At 55.6% G+C, this 26,058-nt stretch carries 27 protein-coding genes; 11 read left to right on the top strand and 16 right to left on the bottom strand.

The window, feature by feature from the left end; genetic code table 11:
* The gene (locus FEE96_RS02680; protein ID WP_138161443.1) at nucleotides 1-432 is read left to right on the top strand and encodes a MarR family winged helix-turn-helix transcriptional regulator; all 432 of its coding nucleotides are present in this window, start codon (nucleotides 1-3) and stop codon (nucleotides 430-432) included.
* Here the strand turns inward: FEE96_RS02680 and FEE96_RS02675 are convergent.
* The 14 genes from FEE96_RS02675 to FEE96_RS02610 all read right to left on the bottom strand — a co-directional run bounded on the left by FEE96_RS02675 (nucleotide 429) and on the right by FEE96_RS02610 (nucleotide 13,182).
* A complete protein-coding gene (locus tag FEE96_RS02675) occupies nucleotides 429-1,310 on the bottom strand; it encodes an urea carboxylase-associated family protein (protein ID WP_138161442.1) in 882 nt (293 codons plus the stop codon). The two genes, FEE96_RS02680 and FEE96_RS02675, sit on opposite strands and share 4 nt — an antisense overlap.
* A gap of 280 nt (nucleotides 1,311-1,590) precedes the next feature.
* Nucleotides 1,591-3,765, bottom strand: coding sequence for a DUF255 domain-containing protein (locus FEE96_RS02670; protein WP_138161441.1), 2,175 nt, complete (start codon nucleotides 3,763-3,765; stop codon nucleotides 1,591-1,593).
* Between the two features lie 402 nt (nucleotides 3,766-4,167).
* Nucleotides 4,168-4,335, bottom strand: a complete 168-nt coding sequence (locus tag FEE96_RS23395) for a hypothetical protein (RefSeq protein ID WP_171021587.1) — start codon at nucleotides 4,333-4,335, stop codon at nucleotides 4,168-4,170.
* A 200-nt stretch (nucleotides 4,336-4,535) separates the two neighbouring features.
* Nucleotides 4,536-5,315: a succinate dehydrogenase iron-sulfur subunit gene (locus FEE96_RS02660; RefSeq protein WP_138161439.1), complete on the bottom strand. Its 780-nt coding sequence runs from the start codon at nucleotides 5,313-5,315 to the stop codon at nucleotides 4,536-4,538.
* A gap of 194 nt (nucleotides 5,316-5,509) precedes the next feature.
* Nucleotides 5,510-6,391 (bottom strand): hypothetical protein, encoded by an 882-nt coding sequence (locus FEE96_RS02655; protein WP_138161438.1) that lies wholly within the window; start codon nucleotides 6,389-6,391, stop codon nucleotides 5,510-5,512.
* Nucleotides 6,391-6,894, bottom strand: coding sequence for a hypothetical protein (locus tag FEE96_RS02650; RefSeq protein ID WP_138161437.1), 504 nt, complete (start codon nucleotides 6,892-6,894; stop codon nucleotides 6,391-6,393). The genes FEE96_RS02655 and FEE96_RS02650 overlap by 1 nt, the downstream gene beginning before the upstream one ends.
* Nucleotides 6,894-8,699, bottom strand: a complete 1,806-nt coding sequence (gene sdhA, locus FEE96_RS02645) for a succinate dehydrogenase flavoprotein subunit (protein ID WP_138161436.1) — start codon at nucleotides 8,697-8,699, stop codon at nucleotides 6,894-6,896. Before sdhA ends, FEE96_RS02650 begins: the two co-directional genes overlap by 1 nt.
* 17 nt (nucleotides 8,700-8,716) lie before the next feature.
* Nucleotides 8,717-9,088 carry a succinate dehydrogenase, hydrophobic membrane anchor protein gene (gene sdhD / locus FEE96_RS02640; RefSeq protein ID WP_138161435.1) on the bottom strand — a complete coding sequence of 124 codons (372 nt, stop codon included), beginning with the start codon at nucleotides 9,086-9,088 and terminating at the stop codon, nucleotides 8,717-8,719.
* 13 nt (nucleotides 9,089-9,101) lie between these two features.
* The gene (sdhC, locus tag FEE96_RS02635) at nucleotides 9,102-9,488 is read right to left on the bottom strand and encodes a succinate dehydrogenase, cytochrome b556 subunit (RefSeq protein WP_138161434.1); all 387 of its coding nucleotides are present in this window, start codon (nucleotides 9,486-9,488) and stop codon (nucleotides 9,102-9,104) included.
* 194 nt (nucleotides 9,489-9,682) lie between these two features.
* Nucleotides 9,683-10,360 carry a DUF1194 domain-containing protein gene (locus FEE96_RS02630; protein ID WP_138161433.1) on the bottom strand — a complete coding sequence of 226 codons (678 nt, stop codon included), beginning with the start codon at nucleotides 10,358-10,360 and terminating at the stop codon, nucleotides 9,683-9,685.
* A 125-nt stretch (nucleotides 10,361-10,485) separates the two neighbouring features.
* Nucleotides 10,486-11,532, bottom strand: a complete 1,047-nt coding sequence (locus FEE96_RS02625) for a MaoC family dehydratase (RefSeq protein ID WP_138161432.1) — start codon at nucleotides 11,530-11,532, stop codon at nucleotides 10,486-10,488.
* Between the two features lie 2 nt (nucleotides 11,533-11,534).
* Nucleotides 11,535-11,738 carry a DUF1737 domain-containing protein gene (locus tag FEE96_RS02620; protein WP_138161431.1) on the bottom strand — a complete coding sequence of 68 codons (204 nt, stop codon included), beginning with the start codon at nucleotides 11,736-11,738 and terminating at the stop codon, nucleotides 11,535-11,537.
* A 6-nt stretch (nucleotides 11,739-11,744) separates the two neighbouring features.
* Nucleotides 11,745-12,293, bottom strand: a complete 549-nt coding sequence (locus FEE96_RS02615) for an NnrU family protein (RefSeq protein WP_138161430.1) — start codon at nucleotides 12,291-12,293, stop codon at nucleotides 11,745-11,747.
* Nucleotides 12,294-12,327: 34 nt separating this feature from the next.
* Entirely contained in the window at nucleotides 12,328-13,182 is an 855-nt protein-coding gene (locus FEE96_RS02610) for an HpcH/HpaI aldolase/citrate lyase family protein (RefSeq protein WP_138161429.1), read from the bottom strand.
* Nucleotides 13,183-13,530: 348 nt separating this feature from the next.
* Here FEE96_RS02610 and FEE96_RS02605 point away from each other — a divergent pair, with 348 nt between their 5' ends.
* Nucleotides 13,531-13,845: a hypothetical protein gene (locus FEE96_RS02605; RefSeq protein ID WP_246079271.1), complete on the top strand. Its 315-nt coding sequence runs from the start codon at nucleotides 13,531-13,533 to the stop codon at nucleotides 13,843-13,845.
* A 97-nt stretch (nucleotides 13,846-13,942) separates the two neighbouring features.
* On the opposite strand, the gene FEE96_RS02600 is transcribed toward FEE96_RS02605, so the two are convergent.
* Nucleotides 13,943-14,176, bottom strand: a complete 234-nt coding sequence (locus FEE96_RS02600) for a hypothetical protein (RefSeq protein ID WP_138161427.1) — start codon at nucleotides 14,174-14,176, stop codon at nucleotides 13,943-13,945.
* Nucleotides 14,177-14,581: 405 nt separating this feature from the next.
* On the opposite strand from FEE96_RS02600, the gene mdh reads away from it, so the two are divergent.
* Nucleotides 14,582-15,544: a malate dehydrogenase gene (gene mdh / locus FEE96_RS02595; RefSeq protein ID WP_138161426.1), complete on the top strand. Its 963-nt coding sequence runs from the start codon at nucleotides 14,582-14,584 to the stop codon at nucleotides 15,542-15,544.
* 73 nt (nucleotides 15,545-15,617) lie between these two features.
* Here the strand turns inward: mdh and FEE96_RS02590 are convergent, their stop codons facing one another.
* A complete protein-coding gene (locus FEE96_RS02590) occupies nucleotides 15,618-16,013 on the bottom strand; it encodes a DUF4345 domain-containing protein (protein WP_138161425.1) in 396 nt (131 codons plus the stop codon).
* An 88-nt stretch (nucleotides 16,014-16,101) separates the two neighbouring features.
* On the opposite strand from FEE96_RS02590, the gene FEE96_RS02585 reads away from it, so the two are divergent.
* The 8 genes from FEE96_RS02585 (at nucleotide 16,102) to FEE96_RS02550 (ending at nucleotide 26,051) form a co-directional block, all read left to right on the top strand.
* Entirely contained in the window at nucleotides 16,102-16,704 is a 603-nt protein-coding gene (locus FEE96_RS02585; RefSeq protein ID WP_138161424.1) for a TetR/AcrR family transcriptional regulator, read from the top strand.
* A 299-nt stretch (nucleotides 16,705-17,003) separates the two neighbouring features.
* The gene (gene sucC / locus FEE96_RS02580; RefSeq protein ID WP_138161423.1) at nucleotides 17,004-18,197 is read left to right on the top strand and encodes an ADP-forming succinate--CoA ligase subunit beta; all 1,194 of its coding nucleotides are present in this window, start codon (nucleotides 17,004-17,006) and stop codon (nucleotides 18,195-18,197) included.
* 587 nt (nucleotides 18,198-18,784) lie between these two features.
* Nucleotides 18,785-19,666 carry a succinate--CoA ligase subunit alpha gene (gene sucD / locus FEE96_RS02575; protein ID WP_138161422.1) on the top strand — a complete coding sequence of 294 codons (882 nt, stop codon included), beginning with the start codon at nucleotides 18,785-18,787 and terminating at the stop codon, nucleotides 19,664-19,666.
* Between the two features lie 3 nt (nucleotides 19,667-19,669).
* Nucleotides 19,670-20,509, top strand: coding sequence for a hypothetical protein (locus FEE96_RS02570; protein WP_138161421.1), 840 nt, complete (start codon nucleotides 19,670-19,672; stop codon nucleotides 20,507-20,509).
* 255 nt (nucleotides 20,510-20,764) lie between these two features.
* Nucleotides 20,765-23,725: a 2-oxoglutarate dehydrogenase E1 component gene (locus FEE96_RS02565; protein WP_138161420.1), complete on the top strand. Its 2,961-nt coding sequence runs from the start codon at nucleotides 20,765-20,767 to the stop codon at nucleotides 23,723-23,725.
* 3 nt (nucleotides 23,726-23,728) lie between these two features.
* Entirely contained in the window at nucleotides 23,729-25,243 is a 1,515-nt protein-coding gene (gene odhB / locus FEE96_RS02560) for a 2-oxoglutarate dehydrogenase complex dihydrolipoyllysine-residue succinyltransferase (RefSeq protein ID WP_138161419.1), read from the top strand.
* Between the two features lie 74 nt (nucleotides 25,244-25,317).
* Nucleotides 25,318-25,719 (top strand): hypothetical protein, encoded by a 402-nt coding sequence (locus FEE96_RS02555; protein ID WP_138161418.1) that lies wholly within the window; start codon nucleotides 25,318-25,320, stop codon nucleotides 25,717-25,719.
* A 104-nt stretch (nucleotides 25,720-25,823) separates the two neighbouring features.
* Nucleotides 25,824-26,051, top strand: a complete 228-nt coding sequence (locus tag FEE96_RS02550) for a hypothetical protein (RefSeq protein ID WP_138161417.1) — start codon at nucleotides 25,824-25,826, stop codon at nucleotides 26,049-26,051.
* The last annotated feature ends 7 nt before the right edge of the window (nucleotides 26,052-26,058 follow it).

Here is a 26,058-nt window from a genome sequence, read left to right as displayed (position 1 = left end):
ATGACCAATCCCAATTCTCCCGCCACAGCAAGTTGGATCGCATTGTTTCGCGCGCAAAAACGTGCCCGCACTGCGATTGATAACGCCTTGAACTCCGCTAACCTGCCCCCGCTTGAACAATACGACGTTCTTTGGGCACTGGAGCAGGCAATGCCACTTGGGTTACGACCCTACGAGTTGGAACAGGCCGTGCTCTTGCCTCAACACGGCATTTCGCGGCTGACCAGCCAGATGGTGAAACAGGACCTATTGGTCCGCCTCCCCTGCCCCGATGATAAACGTGGGTTCCGGCTGGTGCCTTCGGACAGCGGACTGCTGCTGCGACAGCGCATGTGGCAGATCTATCAACCGATAATCACCGAATTTTTTCAGGCAAAGCTTGCGCCGGATGAAGTCCAAGAGCTGATGCAACTGCTGTGTCGTACCGGTTAACGCCCGTGATTGCCGTCATATTGATTGACCGGAGGGCTGGTCCAACCCTTTAACGTCCCTGCTTCCGGAGCAAACATTTCGACAAGAAGCGGATGACAGCTGGCAGTATCGCTTGAGTGTTCAGAACTGCAATCCCCACCGGGACAGGCGCTCAGCGCGCCCAACAGGTCGATCTCAGCAAAAAACTCGAGATAGTCACCGGGACGAACCGGCGAAGCCTTCATGAAATACTGTCCTGTGTCGCGTGTAAAACCAGTGCACATGAACACATTCAGCACATCGTGCACATGTGGTTCCGCCTCTGCCAGAGAGACACCCAGATGGTCAGCCAGTGCTCGGGTCAGGTTGGAATGGCAGCAATAGTGATACTGGTTCCCTGCCAACAGGTTTCCTGTGTATGGATCGCAACGCGTCCCAATCACATCGTGCACCGAACCACCAAAATCGTCGATCCCATACCAGCCCAAGGTATCATGAATGATGGTTGCCATTGGCCGCAGGTAAGGGAAGCTGGTCCACATGCGCTCCCCTGTGGTGATGTGGGTACCGTGCAAGGCTCGTGATTTGCCTGAATAGAAACGCTCTGCCAGATCGTTTTTGTTCCACATGTTCAAGTCCCCAACCTGGGGCCCTTCGACAGACGAAATGCGAAAAAAATGGCCAGCAGGCACTTCAAAACACGCGGCGTCGCGGGCTGGAACCAGCACCTCACCCGTTTTGACTGCGGTGCCTCGTGCCTTGCGGTACGTCTCTAAATCCGCCACAGGCAGGCTGTCATTGGGATAGCAAATGACGGGCGGCACGGCACGGCGGGCAGACGCATCCGCGGGAGCGTCTGCAGAATTATAATTGGCAGTTTGGGGGGCAGGTTTATTCATGTCAAAGGCTCCATCTTACGCGCCCATCAACACCTGTCATGCATCCCAGTGCAAGCCCAATTGCATCAGCGGCAATACTCTTCGCCCGCTGGACCAAACACTTTCATTCGCGTCCGCACCAATCAGATATCTCCGGTTCGTTTGCAGTATTGGGCGTGGCGCCGCGTTTTACGCGGCGCCACGCCCAACGGAAGGAAGGCATTTAAATGTCAGACGACGGGCGGGAGCGTCTGGGCCTGCAGATCAGCAATCCACCATCAATGTTTTATTTGGACGGGTGCTACCAAAAACTAAAACTCAGACTCTCTGGGGCCAGGCATATCTCGTCGCTACAAGATTGCAGTGTTAGCGTAACTGCGTTTGCGCCCACTTTGATTGGTACGCTCAACTCTATCCTGCCCTCATAGAGCGCCAAGGGCGATGCCTCGTTAAACGACAGCGTCGTAATCAGTGGATCAGGATAGGCATCTGATCCAATATCAGTTCCATTGACCTCCAGCGTGGTCGGAATGAAATAGGCCTCCAGCGGTTCATGTGCATTGATATGCCAGCCTTCCGCTATCTCGATGTTCAAGTTTAGCAGCCCCTCACCTCGGTCAATCACAGTCGAAACCAGCACCGCACCATTGGCGACGGCACGAACGGGTCCAACATCCCCTCGGTTTTGTGCATCCACGGCCGCTATCGCTGCTATCCGTCGCACTGGTGCCGCTAGTGCCTGCCCCGATAGAATGTCAGTCAGCGCATCTGCTTGTTGGCTAAAAAACACATCCGAACTGCGTCGTGCCAAAGCGCTCAACAGCAACTGTACCTGCGCACTCCCTGACGGCAACACGCCATCATCCAGCTGGATATAGTCGCCCAATCCCTGCGCCTCACTATTCATTCGGAACAGACCATCGCTCTGCTGAAAATGCTCTACCAGATAATGCCCGATACGCTCCGCCTCGGCCAGCCAATTGCCTGCCGGGTCAGAATCGGCCAAAGCCACCAAAGCTCGCCCAAATCCAGCATAGTCCGGCAATTGCGCGTCGATACTGGCGATACCACCGGTATTCACCCGGTAATAGCCTTCGCCATTGCGCATTTTGGCCAGGATAAATCGCGCAGACGACTGTGCCGCAGTCAGATATTCAGGTCGATCAAAGGCTCGCGCCGCCTGCACCAATGTGACAATCATCTCCGCATTCCAGCTTAGCAGGATTTTATCATCCCGGCGGGGCTTGGGTCGGAGCATGCGGGCTTGGCGCAGCAGTTCAAGCCCTGTATCCAGCCGCTCAACATCCACCTCTTCGCCACTCAATTGCAGCGTACTGGCTCCTTCAAAGTTACCGTCCTCTTCAACGGTTAAGGCGTCGATTAAAAACTCCGCCTCTGCCCCAGCATGGGTGCGAACCTGAGCGGGCGTCCAGACGTAGAATACCCCCTCTTCCAGCTCGCCGGTCGTTGTCAGGGAATCCGCATCCTCAGCCGCATAGAAACCGCCATCCGGCGCGGTCATATCTCGCAGCACATAATCAAACGCTCGTTGTGCTGCCCGGGCAAAACTTGGGTTCGGCTGCAAGCTATCTAATCGCAGCAGCACCCGGCCAATCAACGCCTGATTATACAACATCTTCTCAAAGTGAGGCACGGCCCATGCATTATCCACCGCGTAACGGTGAAACCCTCCACCAACCTGGTCGTGCAGCCCACCATTGACCATCCCGACAGCAGCTATCTGCACCACCTCCAACAGCTCAGCATCAGAGCTCCGTTCCGCCTGATCCAACAAAAACAGCAAGCTGCTTTCCTGCGGGAATTTAGGGGCCACCCCAAACCCACCATTAAAGTCATCCATAGTTGCCAGAGATTGTTGGGCCAGCTGCGCGGCTATCTCAGCCGTCAGCGGATACGCCGCCGCCTTGCGGCCCAAATACTCGCGGACCACATTCCCAAGCGCCGTAGCGTTCTCTTCGATGTCAGGCCGATCATCGCGCCACATGGTGCTAAGCTGTTGTAAAATAGAAAGGAAGGTATCCGGTGGATAGTAGGTACCACCATAGAACGGCTGCGCCTCACTGGTCAGAAATACCGAGTTTGGCCAGCCACCTCCACCGGTGACGGTCTGAGTAACCAGCATGAACTGTTCATCCAGATCAGGGCGTTCTTCCCGGTCGATTTTGATCGCCACAAAATGCTCGTTCAGAAACGCGCCAATCTCATCGTTTTCAAAACTTTCCTCTTCCATCACATGGCACCAGTGACACGACGCATAGCCGATGGATAAGAAAATTGGCTTACCCTCGGTCCGGGCCTTGTTCAGGGCTTCGGGTCCCCAGGGGTACCAATCCACCACGTTGTACAGATGTTGCTTCAGATAGGGCGAGGTTTGACCCACAAGATGGTTGGCGGCCCGGTCCTGTGCAAGCACCGGACTGGCCAGCAGAAATAGCGCAACAATAATGGATTTCATGAAAGGCTCCTATTTCGAGCTGCCTAACACGTATGCGCCAGCCTCTTCCCTCACAAACCCGCGAGGAGAACGACCAATTGGCAATGACCGGTCAATATCACTGGTTAGGTTGCTTTAGCTGTTCTGTTGGTCACGCAGGCATTCCCGGGGACTGTCCTCACCAGGATCACGTGCTCCGCAAAAGGCGCAGCGCCATTCGCCCACGCGCTTGTCTTGACGCCACCGGCAATTGCGGGTCAGCGTCGAGGTTTGGTGGCGCCACACAAAGTAGCCCAACACACCAGCCAACAAGAGAAGTAATAGAACGGGCATGATGCCTATCTAGCGGGTGATCTCAGACCTGAACAACAGCATTTACGCTGAATGTTGCAAGTCCCGCGCAACACCGCTGATTTTCTAACCTTAGGCCGCTGTGTAATACGGTACAAAAGGACTCTCCGGCCGGTCGTCTTTCGGCTGGTTCAACCTCAGCACCAGCTCCACTTGAGGCGTATAATAGGCCCAGGCCGCGTCCAAAATCTTCAGCGCTTCTTGCGCCTGTTTGCTGGGCAACTGTTTAACTGTCTGCATCTGATGTCTCCCGAGTAATAAGAGGACGTTCGCGCTTGCAGAAAAGATAGGCGCAGCCAACGTTGGTGACATCACATGTTATCGCAGTGTTGCTATGCAAATGCCGCATGGCATCTATTGTTGGGCCAGGTTGAGAAGGCAAAATGCAAAACGCCACCCAATTCAGGGTGGCGTTGCAGTGCATGAATGGGTTGGACGCGTTACAGCGTGCGCTCCAGCATCATCTTTTTGATATTGGCGATGGCCTCTGCCGGGTTCAAACCTTTGGGGCAAGTCTGAGTACAGTTCATGATGGTGTGACAGCGGTACAGCTTGAACGGATCTTCCAGCTCGTCCAGCCGCTCACCTGTTGCTTCGTCGCGACTATCGATAATCCAGCGGTAGGCATGCAGCAGTGCGGCTGGCCCAAGGTAGCGGTCGCCATTCCACCAGTAAGATGGGCAAGAGGTCGAGCAACTGGCGCACATCACACATTCATACAGACCATCCAGCTTCTTGCGGTCTTCGATGGTCTGCTTCCATTCCTTGGCAGGACGGTTAGTCTTGGTTTCCAACCATGGCATGATGCTGGCGTGCTGAGCATAAAAATGCGTCAGATCCGGGATCAGGTCACGCACCACGGGCATATGTGGCAGCGGATAGATTTTCACATCCCCCTTGATCTCATCCATGCCGTAAATGCAGGCCAGCGTGTTGATACCGTCGATATTCATCGCACAGGATCCACAGATACCCTCGCGGCAAGACCGGCGGAACGTCAGCGTGGGGTCAATCTCATTTTTGATCTTGATCAGCGCGTCCAGTACCATCGGACCACAGGTGTCCATGTCCAGGAAATAAGTATCCACCCGTGGATTTGCACCATCATCCGGAGACCAGCGGTAGATCTGGAATTTACGAATGTTGTTGCTTCCGCTGGGTTTCGGCCAGGTCTTTCCCGTAGTGATTTTTGAATTCTTCGGGAGTGCGAGTTCGACCATGATCTGTCTCCTTGCTTAGCCGCACACCAGCAGAGCCATTGCGGCACCTTGCTGACAGCAGTTCATTTCGTCGGATGCCGGCGCCAAATCTGTGACGACGCCGAGCGAGTGAGTTCCACCTGCACCATGGCAAGTGGGTTTTGTTCTTAAAGATGCGGAGCTGGTGACCACATTTCGGTCTGGGCACAAAACAGTCATTTCCCGACCTTTTCAGATTGAGAATTCGCCCCAGCGATCCGCGCCAATAACGCCGCATCACGGGGAAACAGCCGCTCCAGTCGGTCAGTCAATGCTGTGTCATGAGCCGACAGCTGTAACACTGCGGCAAATTCTGGTTCTTCGGCCATCTGCTGCCAACGTCGGCTGGTCTGCAGCTTGTCCACACTATCGGCTTCTTTCTGAAAGGAAGAACCACCGCCGTAGCGTTGCACCCGGCCCAGCGTATTGTCTCGCACAGGCAGATTCAGCTGGTTCAAAATCGCAGCCCGATAGCTCTCGTCTCGCACCCAGTCGTCATAGCAAATACAGGTATGTTGCAGCGTCTCAGCTTGCTCGACCTGTCGCAATACGCCGGAATAGATATCGATGGAGTGCAAGAGGATCGCATTTCGGCGCAGCAGGCTGTAGCCCGTGTTGGCCTGCATCTTCTTCAGCAGTGACGCCGCCCAGTTTAAAAAACTGCGGTAGATCAGCACGTCGCCAGACAGAAGCGTTTCATCGAACGGTCCCGATACGGCGCGCTTAGGTGCAAACTCGGCAGAGGTGACATCCTCGTAGGAAATCAACAACATTGCTCCATCCCCGGCTGTTCCCGCAACCGATGCCAGATCTTTTTGTGCAATCTGGTGTGAAACAAGTTCACCATCTAATTCAATGGCCCGAAAACTCTTGAGCGGATCTGAAGCGGGTTTGCAATTGTTCAGGAACACAGCACGCCCCGTTGTCGCATTCCGTTGCAACCAGTTGGCAATCGCGTGGTTTCCCGAACGGCGCATCCCAAACATTCGCAGCGCCTGACCTGGCGCAAACCCCAGCCGTGCCCACTCGTTGGGTTGTTCTATCGCCCGGGCTCCCATCAGTTATCCCCCGAAAGAGAGGATCGAATGGTTGAGCCCCCCTGCAGGAACTGGATTGCCCGTAACTGTTGGGCCTCCGACAACTGGGCCCAAAGTTGCGTATCCCCGGGCATAAGGGGGTATTGTGTGGGCAGAGGTAGCTTTCCGCGCGGACCTGCCGCTGCCGCCGGTGGACTACCGTAGGTGTAGGTAGAAACAGTGTAATTTCCGCCCGAGACGGATTCTGCTTCAACTGTAGCGCGGCCCCGATTGCTTGTTGCATATCCTGAGGTTGAAGCCATTCGCTGAATGCAGGCATTCATAGAAGCGGCACCTTCGGCTGTTCCCCCAATCCCGGGTGTCACAACCGGAGCCACTACTCCCGCTGGGTATTCATATTGCCCAGGAGGATTGACCTCAAACGTGCAGCTCAGGGCATAATCTGGCCCCCGACCAGCCGAACAGGCGGTCAGCGTCGCGGCAGCAACCGTCAAAGAAACTATACGGACTGCCGCGAAACTCATCAGAATGTCCGAGCCTTTGGCGCGATTTTCTTCAGGCTGATGCCGCCCTGTTCTTCTGTGGTCAGCGGATCAACAACAACTGGACGTGGACTTAGATCAACTTTGGTCCCATCAACCCGGCTGATGGTGTGGACCCGCCAGTTTTCGTCGTCCCGTGTGGAATAATCTTCATGCGCATGCGCACCACGGCTTTCCTTACGGGCTTCGGCACCATGGATGGTGGCCAAGGCGTTCGGCATCAGGTTGGTCAGCTCCAGCGTTTCCATCAGATCCGAGTTCCAAACCAGCGACCGGTCTGTGACTTTCAAGTCATCAAGTTTACCCGCAATAGCGGTCATCTTTTCGACGCCTTCGGTCAGGGTTTTCGAAGTCCGGAAAACAGCAGCATCAGATTGCATGGTTTTCTGCATTTCAAGACGCAGCTCTGCGGTGGCGACATTCCCCTTGGCATGGCGCAGCGCATCAAAGCGATCAAACGCGGCATCAACCGAAGCTTGGTTCAGCACTGGGTTCGGCGCATCCGCATCCACCACTTTACCGGCCCGAATGGCCGAGGCACGGCCAAACACAACCAAGTCGATCAGCGAGTTCGAACCAAGACGGTTGGCACCGTGCACCGAGGCACAGCCCGCTTCACCTACGGCCATCAAGCCCGGCACAACAGCGTTGGTATCCTCAGCGGTGGGGTTCATGACCTCACCCCAATAGTTGGTTGGAATACCACCCATGTTATAATGCACCGTCGGGATCACCGGGATCGGTTCCTTGGTGACGTCGACACCAGCAAAGATCTTGGCCGACTCGGAGATACCCGGCAGACGTTCTGCCAAAGCTTCTTGTGGCAAGTGTGACAGGTTCAGGTGAATGTGATCACCCTCGGCGCCAACACCGCGTCCTTCACGAATTTCCATGGTCATCGACCGCGATACGTAATCGCGTGGGGCAAGGTCTTTATACTGGGGCGCATAGCGCTCCATGAACCTTTCGCCTTCGGAGTTGGTGAGGTATCCACCCTCGCCGCGCGCTCCCTCGGTGATCAAACAGCCTGATCCATAGATGCCGGTTGGGTGGAACTGAACAAATTCCATATCCTGCAGCGCCAGACCCGCACGGGCCACCATGCCGCCACCATCACCGGTACAGGTGTGGGCAGACGTGGCCGAGAAGTAGGCGCGTCCATAACCACCAGTGGCCAGAACCACCATCTTGGCGTTGAACACATGCATGGTGCCGTCGTCCAGCTTCCAGCAGACAACGCCCTGACACTGTCCATCTTCAGACATGATCAGGTCGATGGCGAAATACTCGACGTAGAATTCAGCGTTATTCTTCAGAGACTGACCATACAGCGTGTGCAGGATCGCGTGACCGGTCCGGTCAGCAGCTGCACACGTCCGCTGCACCGCAGGGCCTTCACCAAATTCAGTGGTATGGCCACCAAATGGGCGCTGATAGATCTTGCCTTCTTCGGTCCGCGAGAACGGCACGCCGTAATGCTCCAGCTCGTAAACCGCCTTAGGGGCTTCACGCGCTAGGTATTCCATCGCGTCGGTGTCACCCAGCCAGTCCGATCCCTTGACGGTGTCATACATATGCCACTGCCAGTTGTCCGGGCCCATGTTCGACAACGAGGCCGCAATGCCCCCCTGTGCTGCAACAGTGTGCGAACGTGTTGGGAAAACTTTGGTCACACAAGCGGTGCGCAGACCTTGCTCTGCCATGCCCAGTGTCGCACGTAGCCCAGCGCCGCCGGCGCCAACCACTACTACATCATAGTCATGGGTTTCATATTCGTAAGACGCCATTGGTCAGTGCTCCGATATCAAAGGGCGATGCGGGCGATGGCAAACAGGCCAGTCGCTGCGGCGGCGTAAGAGATGCAGATCATCACAATGATGGCGATTTTCTGTGCTAACCCGTGGACATAGTCCTCGATCATCACCTGTGCGCCATCTTTGAAATGTTTAAAGGTAACAGCGATCGTCAAGGCTGCCACAATCGCCGGGAAGGGGCGACCAAAATAGGCGATAACCTCGTCGTGCTCTTCGCCCAGCATCGGGCCGAATGTGAAGACAAACAGCGGGATCAGGATCAGCAGCGCAACAGCGCTGACCTTCATGGCCCAGAAATGTGCAGTGCCGGACTTGGCGGATCCCAGTCCTACGGCGCGTTTACGGTCAGTAAGATGACGCATCTCGTCTCTCCTCTTACGCGATGACCAGAACGGTCAGAATAGTGAGAACAAACGAGCCGACAATGACCGCCCACCCCAGTTTGGTCGCGGTTTCCAGTTTAAGCCCATGCCCGGCATCCCAGATCAGGTGCCGCACGCCGGCCAGACTGTGATACCACAGCCCCCACAGCGACAGTAGCATGACCAGTTTCCCAAAAAACGAGGTCAGGATGCCATCAGCGATGGCGAAATACTCAGGCGAGGTTGCCGCAGCAAGAAACCACCAAACCACCAACAGTGCAGACACCAGCAATGCATTGCCAGTGATCCGTGTCAGGATCGAGGAGACCGAAGTCAGCTGTGGACGATAGATACTCAAATGAGGCGAAAGCGGGCGATTGCCCCGATTGACATCGGCCATGGTGGCTCCTTTGCGGTTGGCTGTCGGTGTTTTAGCGAATTTTTGCGCGCTGTCACCCGAAGGATTGGTAAACAGAGGCGGATATTTTGGCTGTTGGCGCTAAAATCCCACACTTGTGATCACAGTATTCCGAGACGTGATCACATTTTCTATGCCGCAGAGTTATTTTGCAGAATCAATCGACTTACCGCAAATCAGGGCAAATCACCTAAGTCAGCGGTCTGACGTGCGACTTCACGCAACAGCTTCATGCGGATCCGGCTGGGATAATCAGCGAAGGTCGTCGCAGTTGCAACGAATGCGCCATCTCCCTGAATTACATTCTCATAGTAATAGCTGGTCAAATCAGCATCGCTCTGCTCAATCGCCAGTGCATTGACCATAATGTTTGCCTCGATCAACTTCGGTCGCAGGTCTGCGGGGTGACGGCCTTCGTTGGACGTGCCATCCCCAGACAGATCGATCACGCGCCGGGCGCAGTCTGAAACGGCATCAAATTGGGACATTGCAAGATGCAGAGCCTCACCAATCGCTGTGGAGTAATTTCGCCAAGGGCGCTCCACCTGCTCGATCCGGGTCACCAGCGCTTCAAGCGCAGCAAAATCGCGAATCTCAACCCAGGGGATGCTCACCTCTTGTCGGGTCGTACCTGACCATTGCAACAGCAGAACTTTTGCCTGCCCCCGCACCAAAGCTTCTGCAACAACCCCATCGCGCAATCCTTCGGCCAGGCCATCCATCTGAATACGATATTCGTTGGTATCTACCGAACCTGAGATATCCACCGCCAGCACCAATGCCAAATCACAGGCAGCGCTGGCTACCGGAGCCGTTAGCAATGACGAGATTAAAAAGACACGTGGAAAGAACATACCGCAACCCTAGCAAGTAAGTTGCCAAAATCCGATCACTTTTACGCCACTGCGCGCCAGCCCGTTAGATCCGCTCTTCATCTAGGCCGAAATATCCCGGGGGTTTGGGGGCAGAGCCCCCAATTTTAAAGCGGCATCAACGCCCAGTAATCCAGATCCAGCAGCACATTTGGCAAATATTTTCCATCTTCGCCCTTAAGTGAAAATGGCTCACCACCCGCAGTCGCAACCAAGCGCAATCGAATGGCCGCAACACCGGGGGCAGATGTCTCTGCCTTATCCAGCACTTCAGACCACGCCCGCACCGTCATCCCCGAGGTACAGGGGTTGGCATGCGCGCCACCATTCAACCCAACAATCATCTGCGCATTGGCCAGCCCGTTGAAAGACAGGGCCCTTGCCATGGAAATCACGTGTCCACCATAGATCAGGCGTGACCCATCAGGCCGCGCCGTGGTGTCGAAATGTACCTTAGCTGTGTTCTGCCACAGTCGGGTGGCCAGCATATGCTCAGCTTCTTCGATAGTGACGCCATCCACATGATCGATTTTCTCGCCAACGGCGTAATCGCCCCAGCGGTGCAGCTCTCCTGCCTGAGCAAAATCGTAGTTTGAAAAATCGAGACCTTGAGGGATCACCAGTTGATCCACGCTCAGCACTTTGTTTAGCTCAGGGATCACTGGCGATGGTGCTGGCGCATCAACATCCGATTTGCGCAGCATCACCCAACGCACATATTCCAGCACAGACTCGTCCCGCTGGTTTATCCCGCGGGTGCGCACCCAAACCACTCCAGTCTTACCGTTTGAATTCTGCTTGATCCCAATCACTTCGGACTCGGCCCGCAGAGTATCCCCTTCATAAACAGGCAACAGCCAGCGTCCTTCGGCATAGCCAAGGTTCGCAACCGCGTTCAGTGACACGTCAGGGACTGTCTTACCAAACACCAGGTGGAATGCCGCCAAATCATCGATTGGCGACTTTGGCAGACCAGACCGGCGGGCAAATTCATCCGAGGAATACAGCGCATGGCGAGCAGGATACAGCGCATGGTACAGCGCTCTCTCACCACCGGATACAGTGCGCGGCACTGCGTGGTGCAGCACATCGCCAACGTTATAATCCTCAAAAAAGCGTCCCGAATTTGTTTTCGCCGGACTGGTCTTAGTCATACTTAGTGGTCTCCCAGTTTGGTGTCGGGGGTGTAGGTGCCCTCAACCTCTTTCACCACCGACTGGCCACAGCGCATTACGCCTTTGACCGGGTCGAAGGCCTCGGTGGGACTGCCATACAGCTCCCAGCCCTTGTTCAACGCATCTGTGACTTTGTGGCAGAAAGCCGAGGTGTCATCTTCGCTCAGGAATCGATAGAGTTTCATGTTGTCTTATCCTGGAAAGGGCGAAGGCCCGACAAGCGAATGGACATAGCCAATCACGGCCAGCAGAACGATTGAGGCGGCAAAGAACATACCGTCTTTTGCCAGTGATCCATCCTTGAGACGGGTCCAATCTGGTTCAGCCCGGTTGATGACCACCACTTCGATCACACCCCATGCCAGTAGGCCACCAAACAGCACGATCGACGCTTGGTCACCGTTGACCAGCAAATGGGCCAGCGCCCATAACCGAAAGCCCATCAGCATTGGATGGCGGACGCGCGACAACAACATGCCCTTAGTGCCTGCCGGGCTCATCGCCCAGATACCAACCAATACCAGCAAGTTGTTTACATGCGTCAGATAGCTTGGTGGCACCCACACATTGACAAATGGTGCAGCGCGATAGCCGACAACCATCAGCACCACACTTGCTAGAAGCGCCAGTGCAACCAGCCCTTGTCCCTTATTTCCTAGCGAGGCTCGCGCCTCGGGCATAACCCGCTTGAACAGATGTGCTCCGATCCAGAGCAGGATGCCTATGACCATCAACGTCATTTCAGTTTCCCCATTATGTTAACCGAGCTAACAGCTAGGCGGAAACTGCGGCAATTGCATCCGCTTTTGCGATTATCTCCCGCGCGGTTGCAACATGCAGGTTTTCGACGATCTTGCCGTCCACGACAGCAACCCCCTGCCCTGCGGCTTCGGCCTTGTCAAAAGCTACGATCTGGCGGCTGGCCAGGTCGATTTCCTCCGCCGAGGGTGCAAAAGCGGTATTGGCCACATCTACTTGCGCCGGATGGATCAATGTTTTGCCATCGAACCCCATATCACGACCCTGACTGCACTCGACTGCCAACCCTTCAGCATCCTTGAACGCGTTGTAGACGCCGTCAACAATCACCAGCCCTTCGGCCTTGGCCGCCAGCAGACAAAGGCCCAGCCCTGCCATCATAGGCAAGCGGTCTGCGCGAAACCGTGTTTGCAGCTCTTTCGCCAAATCATTGGTGCCCATGACCATGCCCTGCAATTTCGGGTGCGCAGCAATGGCAGCAGCGTTTAGCATACCCCGTGGCGTTTCCATCATCGCCCACAACGGCACATCGCCGGTGATCTCAGTCAGCGCATCCAGATCTGCCGGATCCGATACTTTGGGCAACAAAATTGCGTCACACCCCATTTGTGCGGCAGCCTTGGCATCGTCCTTGCCCCATTGCGAATCCAGCCCATTGATCCGCACAATCCGCATTCGGGCGCCGTAGCCCCCTGCCGCCAAGGCCTGCGCCAGTGTCTCGCGTGCGGCTTCTTTTTCACTGACAGACACGGCATCTTCCAAATCAAAGATGACCGCATCAACCGGCAGGACTTTGGCTTTTTCCAGCGCCCTCGATTTTGACCCGGGGATGTAAAGTACCGATCGAAAAGGGCGCGAGCGCGTGTCCATAACATGTCTCCAGGTTGTAAAGTTGCGAAATCGGTAACGATTCGGTCACAAAATTACAAGAAAAAATCCGCCGCACCGCAGCATTAGATATTTTTTTACCAGTGTTCCCAGTGGCTAAGACCTTAAAAATATAGCCCGGACGCGATATTAAGACATTGTCAGCACATCTTTGACACACTTTGGAGGTCGGACCCACTTCCTTCCAGCCAGAACGGCGTAGATCGTGGTTTAGAACGGATCAATGGTTCGACATACGTCAGAAACCGGCTCGCTACGGAACTATCGAGGGTAGTGCGTGATGAAGTTCACGTAGTTACAGGCCACTCCGGAAAAAGGGTAAAACCCATGATGAAGACGATGATCAAATTGACCATGAGCCTCGGGCTCACCGTTATGGTTGCACAGCAAGCGACCGCTCAACAAAACAGAAATTGCGCCCCGCGCGAAGCTGTCGTCGAACGGCTTGCCACCACTTATGGCGAAAGCCGCCAAAGCATCGGCCTAGGCGAACAGGGCATGGTGATCGAAACTTTTGCGTCAGATGATACTGGCACCTGGACGATCACGGTAACCACCCCCAATGGACTGACATGCCTGGTGGCATCCGGACAGTCGTGGGAAGAATTGGCCGAAGCACTGCCCCCACAGGGCAACGACGCTTAACTGCCAGTGTTGGTGAACAGCGCGCGGGGTTCTGCTCGACCCCATGACCGATAGGTTGGTCTAACAGAAACCCCACGCGCCTGATGCCCCCGCACCCTCAGTCAAATCGGTGCGGGAAAGTAACGGCGCAGCTAGCCGTAACCGCCACCTTTACCATTTCCGGACCCGTCACCATCGACGCTGTTGGTGTGTCCAGGACTGTCGTTGTCATGGCCGTTTCTGCCATGCGCACTGCGCTGCCCCCAACGTTATCGCAGGCGTGGTCTTCATTTGGAACGCAGCCTCTGTCGGCAAAGGTCTGCGATGCAAATGTACCAATGAAACCTGCCATCCCCATTCGGTTCCTGTCGCGTCATATTTACGACAGCTTTTCCTGAGATCCGTCAGATCGGCTTTTCTCTTTCTCTCCCTTTCAACATGTACACCCTGAGGTGCAGCCGTCGACCAAGGGCGACAATCGTCGCGGGAATCACAGCCTTAGACCCGAATTCTGCATGCGACACCCAACAAAGTTGCCCATTTGAACTCCACACTGTGATCACAAAACTGAAAAACATTATTTGGCCCGATGTCCTTTCCAAGACCTCGTAACCCTCTAATTTACAAGTTATTTAACGTTATCAGCCACAAACCACTCCGGATGCTGCAACGCCGCGCTGCAGCGCAGAACTCTTGCGCGAGGGCGCAGAACGCCGTAGGCATCCGGCAAATTTCAACCGGACCGGAGATACATCCCATGGCACGACCCAAAATCGCCCTCATTGGCGCAGGTCAGATTGGTGGCACTTTAGCCCATCTCGCCGCAATGAAAGAACTCGGCGACGTCGTTCTTTTCGATATTGCTGAAGGCACACCGGAAGGCAAAGCACTGGATATTTCACAGTCTGGCCCATCCGAAGGTTTTGACGCCACGCTAAAGGGTACCCAGTCCTACGCCGACATTGCAGGCGCCGACGTTTGCATCGTCACCGCTGGCGTCCCGCGCAAACCCGGCATGAGCCGTGATGACCTGCTGGGCATCAACCTGAAAGTCATGAAGTCTGTTGGCGAAGGCATCCGTGACCACGCTCCAAACGCTTTTGTGATCTGCATTACCAACCCGCTGGACGCCATGGTTTGGGCATTGCGCGAGTTTTCCGGCCTGCCTCACGCCAAAGTCTGCGGCATGGCTGGCGTTCTGGATTCTGCACGCTTCCGCCATTTCCTGGCCGAAGAATTCAACGTTTCGATGAAAGATGTCACAGCATTTGTGCTTGGCGGCCACGGTGACACCATGGTTCCGCTGACACGCTACTCCACTGTGGGCGGCATTCCATTGCCTGATCTGGTATCCATGGGTTGGACCACACAGGAAAAACTGGACGCTATCGTTCAGCGCACACGCGATGGCGGGGCCGAAATCGTTGCCCACCTGAAAACCGGTTCCGCGTTCTACGCTCCGGCTACCAGTGCGATTGAGATGGCCGAAGCCTACCTGAAAGACCAGAAGCGCGTTCTGCCATGTGCAGCCTACGTTGACGGCGCTCTCGGCCTGAACGGTATGTATGTTGGTGTCCCAACTGTTATTGGCGCTGGTGGCGTCGAGCGTGTTGTCGACATCCAAATGAGTGCTGATGAGCAGGCAATGTTCGACAATTCTGTAAACGCTGTCAAAGGTTTGGTCGAAGCTTGCAAGGGCATTGACGGCTCACTGAGCTAATCACCCATCCAGATTTGTCTAAAAGGCCCGCACCTGCGGGCCTTTTTTTGTGTCAGAACCTTTTTCCATGGCATCATGCTGGTTTGACGTGGCGCCAATAAGCGAAGGCACACAACAGACCAACACCGACTTCCAATGCCATCGCGACCAGCAAATTGGAATGTGGCAGCCCATCCATAGCCAGGCTGATCAGTCGCCCGATCCCGTACGATAGATATAACATCGCTGCCGCGACCAAAACGGCAGCCCGGATTTTAGGTACTCCGACGGCAGCCAACATGGCTAAGCCAAATACAATTAACACCATCGCTGGAGCCCTGATTTCGCTCAACAGGCTGGCACTGTGGCCCAGTTCAATTTCAGACGACGCGTAAAAAGCCACTGGCGAAAACCCCACCAACAGACCGATGCCAAGGGCAATACCACCAGCAACAGCCAGGACCCATTTTTCGCCCATCGAATTTTTCATTCTGTCATTTTCCTCTTGCCAAAAAAATTTTCACGTACTTTACATTGTGTAAAGTTGACAATCCTCGAAATATGGGTGACTTGACATCATGTCAACCACACACACCAACACCAGAACCAAGATTTTACAGGCCATGCTTGATCTCTTGTTTTCCGAACCGCCTGCAAAAACCCGGATGTCAGATGTTTCCACGGAGGCAGGCGTGTCACGTCAAGCGGTTTATCTTCACTTCAAAAACCGGGCAGACTTGCTGATCGCTGCAACCCATTTTCTCGACGAAAAACTGGACACCGATGCGCGCCTCGCGGCCAGTCGCACCGCGCAGTCCGGGCAAGATCGGCTACAGGCATTTGTAACGGCCTGGGGCAACTATATTCCCGAAATCCATCGGATTGCCAAAGTCCTCATATCCATGAGTGAGACGGACGAAGCAGCCGCCAGCGCATGGGAAACCCGTATGCAGGATATGCGTGAGGGATGTGCAGCAGCCATCGACGCACTGAATGCCGATGGCACGCTCTCACCCGATTTCAACACCGAGGACGCCACTGACTTGCTGTGGACAATGTTATCCGTCCACAACTGGGAGCATAGCACCGGCGCCTGTGGCTGGAGCCAGGAAAAGTATTTGACAATGCTAGCCCTCACCACCCAAAAATTATTCTATGCAGACCCGGTTAAGGCACCATAATCCCAGAGGGTTTCCAACTCTTGGCCACTTGCCGTGAACGCGCCCAATGAATGTGCTTCATTGCCTTGTTGGCCATTCCAGCGACAGCGCTTAACGAGACCACGTTTTCTTTCAAAGAACGTTACGTGCGAATCAGTTTTAGGAACGTTTTGGTAATATGTGATCACAGCATTCTGGGCCGTGATCACAAAATCGAAAAATCTTAGCTATTTCTCTGCCCCTTGTAAAATAACCCTTTAACCACTGGGGTTATGACGTCGTATAACCACAACAATCGTAGTCAGACGGGACAGTTTCAGATGAACATCCACGAATACCAGGCCAAGGCCCTCCTTCGCAGCTATGGCGCACCGGTTTCAGACGGTCGCGTTGTGCTCAAGGCAGAAGACGCAAAAACCGCCGCAGGCGAAATGGACGGCCCGCTTTGGGTGGTCAAGGCGCAGATCCACGCAGGTGGTCGCGGCAAGGGCACATTCAAAGAGGCCGACGCTGGTGAAAAGGGCGGTGTTCGCCTGGCCAAGTCGGTTGAAGAAGCCGCAGACGAAGCCAAGAAAATGCTGGGCCGCACCCTGGTCACGCACCAGACCGGTCCTGCTGGCAAGCAAGTGAACCGCATCTACATCGAAGACGGCTCGGGCATTGAAACCGAACTGTACCTGGCACTGCTGGTTGATCGCCAGACATCGCAGGTTTCCTTTGTCTGCTCCACCGAGGGTGGCATGGACATCGAAGAGGTTGCAGCAGAAACCCCTGAAAAGATCCTGTCGTTCTCTGTTGATCCGGCCACTGGCTATCAGGCGTTCCACGGTCGTCGCATCGCGTTCTCGCTGGGCCTCAAGGGTGTTCAGGTCAAGCAGTGCGTCAAGCTGATGGGTCAGCTGTACACAGCCTTCCTTGAAAAAGACATGGAGATGCTGGAGATCAACCCACTGATCGTTACCGACTCGGGTGATCTGAAAGTGCTCGATGCCAAGGTCTCGTTCGACGGCAACGCCCTGTACCGCCACGCTGACATTGCTGAGCTGCGCGACGAGAGCGAAGAAGACGCCAACGAGCTGGAAGCGTCTAAGTACGACCTGAACTACATCACTCTAGACGGCGAAATCGGCTGCATGGTGAACGGTGCTGGTCTGGCGATGGCCACCATGGACATCATCAAACTGTACGGTGCCGAGCCTGCAAACTTCCTCGACGTTGGCGGCGGCGCCACCAAAGAGAAAGTGACAGAGGCGTTCAAGATCATCACCTCGGACGCCAAGGTCAAAGGCATCCTGGTCAACATCTTCGGCGGTATCATGCGCTGCGATGTGATCGCCGAGGGTGTTGTTGCCGCGGTCAAAGAGGTCGGCCTGCAGGTTCCGCTAGTTGTCCGTCTTGAAGGCACCAATGTCGAAGCCGGCAAAGAGATCATCAACAACTCTGGTCTGGACGTGATCGCAGCCGACAACCTGTCCGACGGTGCCGAAAAGATCGTGAAAGCGGTTAAGGGCTGATCAGTTGCGCGCGTTCCTAGTCATAGTACTGTGCTTGTTCACTTCGTCAGCCGCTTTTGCAGCTGACGAGGCTAAAGCAGCAGCCAAGATCTTTGAGCGCGCATGCTTGAACAAGCTCGCACTGAGCCTCACATCAGGGTCTTCGATACAAGACGGTATTGCCGCAGCTGAGACTGCGGACAAACAGATGACGCGTTTCTCTAATCTTGCCAATCGAAACCATCTGGTGGGACGTCCGAGGTACAAATTTCCTGAAGACGAAAGCAGCGGCCGTTACTTTTGTCACGTATCTTCCAAGACCCTGAGCGCTGAGCAAATAGTCGAACACTTTCATTCGCTATCAAAGACACTGAGTCGTGTCTTTGGAAAGCCTGAAATGGGCCGCGCAGCGATAGATGGTGACCCATCCGCAAAAGCAGAGGGACTGCGTAGCACATTTAGCTCTGTAGGTCTTACTGTGGAGTTCGAAGCAATTCGCTTTCAGTCAACGAAGGGCCCAGTCGCTGGCTACGTCGTATCGATTAATCACGATACCTAACAAACAAGGCGGTTTACACGCTGCCAACCGAAACCAAGGAGAACGCCAAATGGCAATCCTCATCGACGAAAACACCAAAGTCATCTGTCAGGGCCTGACCGGCTCGCAGGGTACTTTTCACTCTGAACAGGCCATCGCTTATGGCACCAAGATGGTTGGCGGCGTAACACCCGGCAAAGGTGGTCAATCCCACCTGAACCTGCCCGTCTTCAACTCGGTTCACGAGGCCAAGCACGTCACCGAAGCCAACGCTTCCGTGATCTACGTGCCTCCTCCCTTCGCCGCTGACTCAATCCTCGAGGCAATCGACGCCGAGATGGAACTGATCATCTGCATCACCGAAGGCATTCCGGTGCTCGACATGATGCGCGTTCAGCGCGCGCTGGACGGCTCCAAGTCCCGTCTGGTTGGCCCCAACTGCCCCGGCGTGATCACGCCTGACGCCTGCAAAATCGGCATCATGCCCGGCCACATCCACAAACGTGGTTCGGTTGGTGTTGTGTCACGCTCCGGCACCCTGACATATGAGGCCGTCAAGCAGACGTCTGACATCGGTCTGGGTCAGTCCACCGCTGTGGGCATCGGCGGCGACCCGATCAAGGGCACCGAGCACATCGACGTGCTGGACATGTTCCTGGACGACGACGAGACTCAGTCGATCATCATGATCGGTGAAATCGGCGGTTCCGCTGAAGAGGAAGCCGCTGAGTTCCTGGCCGAGCAGAAAAAGAAGGGCCGCTGGAAGCCAACTGCTGGTTTCATCGCTGGTCGTACAGCCCCTCCAGGCCGCCGCATGGGCCACGCCGGTGCGATTGTTGCTGGTGGCAAAGGTGGTGCCGAAGACAAGATCGAAGCGATGAAATCCGCTGGTATCGTTGTCGCCGACAGCCCCGCCGGTCTCGGCGAAGCTGTTCTGAAGGCGATCGGCTAAAAAATGTCTTTCGCGCGCGTCCCACTTATCAAGCGATTACAGCGAAACCGCCCCAAAGCGGCCACTGTTTCTTCGCCTGATGCGAAGCGCGCGCGAAACACTACTGACGATGCGTTTTGGTATGTTGCATCTTTGGCCCGCAGGATTGCAAATTCTCACCCTAAGGGATGTTTTCGTAAACTTCCTGAAGACGAATTACACGAAGTTGGCCTTACCTGCGACGACGACACTGACTTACGCCTAATTATGCGAGATGCGGTCTATTTTGCCGAAGAATTCATGCTGAAGAACACTCGCCATCAATTGCTCAAAGAACGTCGATTGCTCCCCAAAGTCACAGCGTCGGCCGAAATTCTTGCGGATCCTACTCTTCGATTCGACCCTGAAGGTGGCAATTTCACCTCCCAGACGTTCATTCGGAATTTTGAAGACCCTGCCAGCAGCCTATGGCGCGATCAAAGCGGCAAGACCCTAGCATTGATCAAGCCGAATACAAACTCAACTGTAACTGGTGAGGCTTTTGTTTGGGCCATTTCGCTACACGACTATGTTGACGAAAACGGACGCAGCCGGGCCGAAAAACTGGAAGAGTTTGGATTGGCCGCTTCCTTCTCAGACATTGAAAATAAATCTATTGCCCACTGCTCTTTGCAAGCTGAGGGCCATTCCTATGACGGGGGAAAAATGCTGGCAGGTCGTATGACCAAAGGGGCCGCACGTGAACATTCCGATGTGTCGATGAGCGCTGCGGCCTTCGGCGATAACCGTGGGGTATACCGAAGCAGGCCCTCGCTTCCGTTTATGTTTGTTTGGGTAAAACATAGCTATGTCGATGCCGTTTGAACTAATAGTTCCTTTCTCCATGGCAGTGCCCTCCCGCGGCGAAGGTCGAGCGCAGCCAGGCGCGGCCGGGTGGATGCTCCCTGTTCTCAAATTTCCGCATATGTCCCCGGATCTTGCTGCTAAAACGGCCCTTTCAGCCCTTTTTGCCGCAGGATCTGCCTTGCGTTTCACCAAATCGAAACGTCTGGCAGCAACGCTGCCCCAAATGACCTTAGGTCTCCTACACAACGGTCCCACTCTGCACGAGGTAACCCAATGACCGAGCAAAGCCCCAACGACCTCTTCCATGCGTCCTCTTTCATGCAGGGACACAATGCCGAGTATCTGGAGCAACTATATGCCCGTTACGCCAATGACCCCAACGCGGTTGATGCCGCATGGGGTGAGTTCTTTCGCCAGATGGGCGATGCCGATCTGGACGTAAAGGCCGAGGCACAGGGCCCGTCGTGGGCGCGTAACGACTGGCCGCCGGTTCCTGACGATGACCTGACAGGTGCGCTGACGGGTGAATGGGCCGCTCCGGTTGAAACCAAAGCGGCTGGCAAGAAGATCGCCGAAAAAGCTGCCAAAACTGGTGTCGAAGTGTCCGATGATGCGATCAAGCGGGCCGTGCTGGACAGCATCCGCGCGCTGATGCTGATCCGCGCTTACCGGATCCGGGGGCACCTGGTGGCAGATCTGGATCCGCTGGGCATGCGCTCGACCGTGCCACACCCGGAACTGGACCCGCGCACCTATGGCTTTACCGATGCCGACATGGATCGCCCGATCTTTATCGATAATGTGCTGGGGCTGCCGCTTGCCTCGATGCGCCAGATTGTCGACATCGTCAAACGCACCTACTGCGGCACTTTTGCGCTGCAATACATGCATATTTCCAACCCAGCTGAATCCTCGTGGTTGAAGGAACGGATCGAGGGTCTGGGCAAGGAAATCCAGTTCACCCGTGAAGGCCGTAAGGCAATCCTCAACAAGATGGTCGAAGCCGAAGGGTTCGAAAAGTTCCTGCATGTGAAATACATGGGCACCAAACGTTTTGGTCTGGATGGCGGAGAAAGCCTGATCCCGGCGATGGAACAGATCATCAAGCGCGGTGGCGCACTGGGTGTGCGTGACATCGTGATCGGCATGCCACACCGGGGCCGCCTGTCGGTGCTGGCCAATGTGATGCAAAAACCCTATCGCGCCATTTTCAACGAATTCCAGGGTGGCAGCTTTAAGCCCGAAGACGTGGATGGGTCGGGCGATGTGAAATACCACCTTGGTGCCAGCTCGGATCGTGATTTCAATGGCAACATTGTCCACCTGTCCCTGACAGCCAACCCCTCGCACCTGGAAGCGGTGAACCCGGTTGTCATCGGCAAGGTCCGCGCCAAGCAGGACCAGTTGAAGGACGCCGACCGGACCCAAGTCATGCCAATCCTGTTGCACGGCGATGCCGCCTTTGCTGGTCAGGGTGTTGTGGCCGAATGTTTCGCCCTGTCAGGTCTGCGCGGTCACAAAACCGGCGGCACTATGCATATCGTGGTCAACAACCAGATTGGTTTCACCACTGCACCGCACTTCTCGCGCTCTTCGCCCTACCCCACCGACAACGCGCTGGTGGTCGAAGCGCCGATCTTCCACGTCAACGGTGACGACCCCGAAGCGGTCGTGCACGCCGCCAAAGTGGCCACAGAATTCCGCCAGAAGTTCCACAAAGACGTCGTGCTCGACATCTTCTGCTACCGCCGATTTGGTCACAACGAGGGCGACGAGCCCATGTTCACCAACCCGGTGATGTACAAGAAGATCAAGACCCACAAGACCACGCTGTCGCTCTATACTGAGCGCCTGGTCAAAGATGGTCTGATCCCCGAAGGCGAAATCGAAGACATGAAGGCCGCTTTTCAGGCGCGACTGAACGACGAGTTTGAGGCCGGGAAAGATTACAAGCCCAACAAGGCCGACTGGCTGGATGGTCGCTGGAAGCACATGGACACCAAGGATGAAGATTACCAGCGCGGTAAAACTTCGGTTTCCCCAGAGACCTTTGCCGAGGTCGGTGCAGCGCTGTCGCAGCTTCCGGAAGGTGTACCAGTACACAAGACCGTTGGTCGCTTGCTCGAAGCAAAGAAACAGATGCTGAATGACGGGGCTGGTTTTGACTGGGCCACGGCTGAGGCGCTGGCTTTTGGATCGTTGCTGACCGAAGGCTATCCGGTGCGCCTGTCTGGACAGGATGCCACCCGTGGCACCTTCTCTCAACGTCACTCCGGCCTGGTCAATCAAGACACCGAAGAGCGGTATTTCCCTCTGAACAACATCCGCGCAGGTCAGTCACAATACGAAGTCATCGACTCGGCCCTGTCGGAATATGCTGTGCTGGGTTTTGAATACGGTTATTCACTGGCGGAACCCAATGCTCTGACCCTGTGGGAAGGCCAGTTTGGCGACTTTGCCAACGGCGCGCAGATCATGTTCGATCAGTTCATCTCGTCCGGTGAAAGCAAGTGGCTGCGGATGTCCGGTCTAACCGTTCTGCTGCCGCACGGGTATGAGGGCCAAGGTCCCGAGCACTCCTCAGCGCGACTGGAGCGGTTCCTGCAGATGTGTGGTCAGGACAACTGGATTGTCGCCAACTGCACAACACCCGCGAACTACTTCCACATCCTGCGCCGTCAAATGCACCGGAGTTTCCGCAAACCGCTGATCCTGATGACCCCAAAATCACTGCTGCGCCACAAGATGGCGGTCAGCAAGACCGAGGAATTCACCACCGGATCCAGCTTCCACCGGGTACTGTGGGATGACGCTCAGCACGGCAATTCTGACACCCAACTGGCGGCCGATGACAAGATCAAGCGCGTGGTTCTGTGTTCAGGCAAGGTCTACTATGACTTGCTGGCCGAGCGTGACGCCCGTGGTATCGACGACATCTACCTGATGCGGGTCGAACAGTATTATCCATTCCCGGCCATCTCGATGGTCAAGGAACTGGGACGTTTCAAACAGGCAGAGATGGTCTGGTGCCAGGAAGAGCCCAAGAACCAGGGTGCCTGGACCTTTATTGAACCCAACATCGAATGGGTGCTGACTCGTATCGGCGCCAAACATACTCGCCCGGTCTATGCCGGACGCGCCACATCGGCCTCTCCTGCTACAGGTCTGGCCAGCCAACACAAAGCCCAACAAGCTGCGCTCGTGAATGACGCGCTGAGCATCGAAGGAAACTGATCCATGACCACCGAAATTCGTGTGCCCACCCTGGGTGAATCGGTCACCGAAGCCACGGTTGCCACCTGGTTCAAAAAGCCCGGCGATGCAGTTGCTGTCGACGAGATGCTCTGCGAGCTGGAGACCGACAAGGTCACTGTAGAAGTGCCCAGCCCCAGTGCTGGAACAATGGGTGACATCATCGCCGCTGAAGGGGAAACCGTCGGCGTCAATGCACTGCTGGCCACCCTGTCCGCAGGTGGTGCAACTGCAACAGCAGCGCCCGCAGCCGCACCAGCGGTCGCTGCTCCGGCTGCGGGTTCTGGCAGCACCGATGTGATGGTGCCAACCCTGGGTGAATCCGTGACCGAAGCCACCGTGGCCACCTGGTTCAAGAAAGTCGGCGATACCGTCTCGCAAGACGAAATGCTCTGTGAACTTGAAACTGACAAAGTCTCTGTCGAAGTCCCCGCACCCGCCGCTGGTGTCCTGACTGAAATCACCGCTGCCGAAGGCTCCACGGTGGATGCCACTGCCAAACTGGGCGTGATCTCGGGTGCTGGTTCAGCAGTAGCGGCGGCGCCAGCCTCTGCCCCTGCTGCCGTGGCTGCTCCGGCCGCCGCAGGCAAGGACGTCGCCAATGCGCCATCGGCAGAAAAGGCGATGGCCGAAGCTGGACTAAGTGCCGCTGCCGTCACTGGCACCGGCCGCGACGGTCGCATCATGAAAGACGATGTTAGCCGCGCTGTAGCCGCCGCAGCTGCTGCTCCCGCCGTTGCTCCGGCTGCTGCGCCTGCCCCTGCTGCAGCAATGCGTGCACCAGTTGCCGCTGACGATGCATCCCGCGAGGAACGGGTGAAGATGACCCGTCTGCGCCAGACCATTGCCCGCCGTCTGAAAGAAGCACAGAACACCGCCGCCATGCTAACCACCTATAACGAGGTCGACATGACCGAGGTGATGGAGCTGCGCAAACAGTACAAAGACCAGTTCGAAAAGAAGCACGGCGCTCGCCTGGGTTTCATGTCCTTCTTTACCAAGGCCTGCTGTCACGCCCTGAAAGAAGTGCCCGAGGTCAACGCAGAGATCGACGGCACCGACATCGTTTACAAGAACTTCGTCCACATGGGCGTTGCGGCCGGCACCCCAACCGGCTTGGTTGTTCCGGTGATCCGCGATGCTGATGCGATGTCATTTGCGGATATCGAAAAAGCGATTTCGGAAAAAGGCAAGCGCGCCCGTGACGGCAAACTGTCGATGGCGGAAATGCAGGGCGGCACCTTCACCATCTCCAACGGTGGTGTCTACGGCTCGCTGATGTCCTCGCCGATCCTGAACCCACCACAGTCGGGTATCCTTGGCATGCACAAGATCCAGGACCGCCCGATGGCGATCAACGGAGAGGTGGTGATCCGTCCGATGATGTATCTGGCGCTGTCCTATGACCACCGCGTTGTCGACGGCAAAGGCGCCGTGACCTTCCTGGTGCGGGTCAAAGAAGCACTGGAAGATCCACGTCGTTTGCTGATGGATCTGTAAACAGTGATTGCGCCTCAGTCGTTGCGATTGAGGCGTAACTCCATTTAGTTGAATTCTAATCAATGGTTCAATCGATGAGCGATCTCCTCAAGAGTGAATTAGTCATAGCCAAAATCCTAGAATTGTTAATGGATTGGGGCATTCAAGAGACGCAACTTGAGTTTAAGGAACTCGGGCTCTCTGAAGAGTACGCCCCTCATTTTTTTCCATGTGTTGAATGGCTAAAAGACGAAGGTGTAATTCGCACAGGCAAAGTATTTAAATACCTTGAAGGTGGTGGCTCCGGCATAGTTTCCGGCCCCGTTCTGACATCCTACGGCTTAGCAGCTCTGGGTCATAAGATTACAGTGGGCGAAAATGAAGAAAAACTCTCAGAGGCCGTCAAAGAAGTGAGCTCGGGCACCAAATCCTATTCAAATATCGGCGACTTGGTTGGAGGGATACTAGGCGGTTTCACCAAATCGATCAGCTCCTAAATTGATCCAGCCACTTTGCTCTTCATCTTTTCCCAAATACTCCGGGGGAGGCCCACTTGGGCCGGGGGCAGCGCCCCCTCCCCGATCGCGACTGAAAGACACATATGGCCTACCGCGATCCTGAACAGCTGACCTGCCCCTCTTGCGCCAAACGCGCCGAGCTGGTCTGGTTGGTAGGTGAAGGCCCAAACACCAAACCCGGCGAGGGTGTCGCCTATGTCCAGATCCTGGACCCCGGCCCCTGGCTCGAACAAACAACAAACACCGCCCCTGCGTGGCATGGCACCTTGACCTGTCCCGCCTGTGGCGCAACCGTATTGACCAGGCCCTGACGGGCAA

The organism is Parasedimentitalea maritima, assembly GCF_005771405.1.
GTDB classification, from domain to species: Bacteria; Pseudomonadota; Alphaproteobacteria; order Rhodobacterales; family Rhodobacteraceae; genus Parasedimentitalea; species Parasedimentitalea maritima.
Note: the sequence above shows the minus strand (reverse complement) of the source record. Positions and strands in the feature narration are given on the sequence as shown.

What these genes read in the sequence shown, in the direction of transcription:
- FEE96_RS02680 (WP_138161443.1), top strand. Translation starts at nt 1, where the DNA reads ATGACCAATCCCAATTCTCCCGCCACAGCAAGTTGGATCGCATTGTTT.
- FEE96_RS02675 (WP_138161442.1), bottom strand. Translation starts at nt 1,310, where the DNA reads ATGAATAAACCTGCCCCCCAAACTGCCAATTATAATTCTGCAGACGCT.
- FEE96_RS02670 (WP_138161441.1), bottom strand. Translation starts at nt 3,765, where the DNA reads ATGAAATCCATTATTGTTGCGCTATTTCTGCTGGCCAGTCCGGTGCTT.
- FEE96_RS23395 (WP_171021587.1), bottom strand. Translation starts at nt 4,335, where the DNA reads ATGCAGACAGTTAAACAGTTGCCCAGCAAACAGGCGCAAGAAGCGCTG.
- FEE96_RS02660 (WP_138161439.1), bottom strand. Translation starts at nt 5,315, where the DNA reads ATGGTCGAACTCGCACTCCCGAAGAATTCAAAAATCACTACGGGAAAG.
- FEE96_RS02655 (WP_138161438.1), bottom strand. Translation starts at nt 6,391, where the DNA reads ATGGGAGCCCGGGCGATAGAACAACCCAACGAGTGGGCACGGCTGGGG.
- FEE96_RS02650 (WP_138161437.1), bottom strand. Translation starts at nt 6,894, where the DNA reads ATGAGTTTCGCGGCAGTCCGTATAGTTTCTTTGACGGTTGCTGCCGCG.
- sdhA (WP_138161436.1), bottom strand. Translation starts at nt 8,699, where the DNA reads ATGGCGTCTTACGAATATGAAACCCATGACTATGATGTAGTAGTGGTT.
- sdhD (WP_138161435.1), bottom strand. Translation starts at nt 9,088, where the DNA reads ATGCGTCATCTTACTGACCGTAAACGCGCCGTAGGACTGGGATCCGCC.
- sdhC (WP_138161434.1), bottom strand. Translation starts at nt 9,488, where the DNA reads ATGGCCGATGTCAATCGGGGCAATCGCCCGCTTTCGCCTCATTTGAGT.
- FEE96_RS02630 (WP_138161433.1), bottom strand. Translation starts at nt 10,360, where the DNA reads ATGTTCTTTCCACGTGTCTTTTTAATCTCGTCATTGCTAACGGCTCCG.
- FEE96_RS02625 (WP_138161432.1), bottom strand. Translation starts at nt 11,532, where the DNA reads ATGACTAAGACCAGTCCGGCGAAAACAAATTCGGGACGCTTTTTTGAG.
- FEE96_RS02620 (WP_138161431.1), bottom strand. Translation starts at nt 11,738, where the DNA reads ATGAAACTCTATCGATTCCTGAGCGAAGATGACACCTCGGCTTTCTGC.
- FEE96_RS02615 (WP_138161430.1), bottom strand. Translation starts at nt 12,293, where the DNA reads ATGACGTTGATGGTCATAGGCATCCTGCTCTGGATCGGAGCACATCTG.
- FEE96_RS02610 (WP_138161429.1), bottom strand. Translation starts at nt 13,182, where the DNA reads ATGGACACGCGCTCGCGCCCTTTTCGATCGGTACTTTACATCCCCGGG.
- FEE96_RS02605 (WP_246079271.1), top strand. Translation starts at nt 13,531, where the DNA reads ATGAAGACGATGATCAAATTGACCATGAGCCTCGGGCTCACCGTTATG.
- FEE96_RS02600 (WP_138161427.1), bottom strand. Translation starts at nt 14,176, where the DNA reads ATGGCAGGTTTCATTGGTACATTTGCATCGCAGACCTTTGCCGACAGA.
- mdh (WP_138161426.1), top strand. Translation starts at nt 14,582, where the DNA reads ATGGCACGACCCAAAATCGCCCTCATTGGCGCAGGTCAGATTGGTGGC.
- FEE96_RS02590 (WP_138161425.1), bottom strand. Translation starts at nt 16,013, where the DNA reads ATGAAAAATTCGATGGGCGAAAAATGGGTCCTGGCTGTTGCTGGTGGT.
- FEE96_RS02585 (WP_138161424.1), top strand. Translation starts at nt 16,102, where the DNA reads ATGTCAACCACACACACCAACACCAGAACCAAGATTTTACAGGCCATG.
- sucC (WP_138161423.1), top strand. Translation starts at nt 17,004, where the DNA reads ATGAACATCCACGAATACCAGGCCAAGGCCCTCCTTCGCAGCTATGGC.
- sucD (WP_138161422.1), top strand. Translation starts at nt 18,785, where the DNA reads ATGGCAATCCTCATCGACGAAAACACCAAAGTCATCTGTCAGGGCCTG.
- FEE96_RS02570 (WP_138161421.1), top strand. Translation starts at nt 19,670, where the DNA reads ATGTCTTTCGCGCGCGTCCCACTTATCAAGCGATTACAGCGAAACCGC.
- FEE96_RS02565 (WP_138161420.1), top strand. Translation starts at nt 20,765, where the DNA reads ATGACCGAGCAAAGCCCCAACGACCTCTTCCATGCGTCCTCTTTCATG.
- odhB (WP_138161419.1), top strand. Translation starts at nt 23,729, where the DNA reads ATGACCACCGAAATTCGTGTGCCCACCCTGGGTGAATCGGTCACCGAA.
- FEE96_RS02555 (WP_138161418.1), top strand. Translation starts at nt 25,318, where the DNA reads ATGAGCGATCTCCTCAAGAGTGAATTAGTCATAGCCAAAATCCTAGAA.
- FEE96_RS02550 (WP_138161417.1), top strand. Translation starts at nt 25,824, where the DNA reads ATGGCCTACCGCGATCCTGAACAGCTGACCTGCCCCTCTTGCGCCAAA.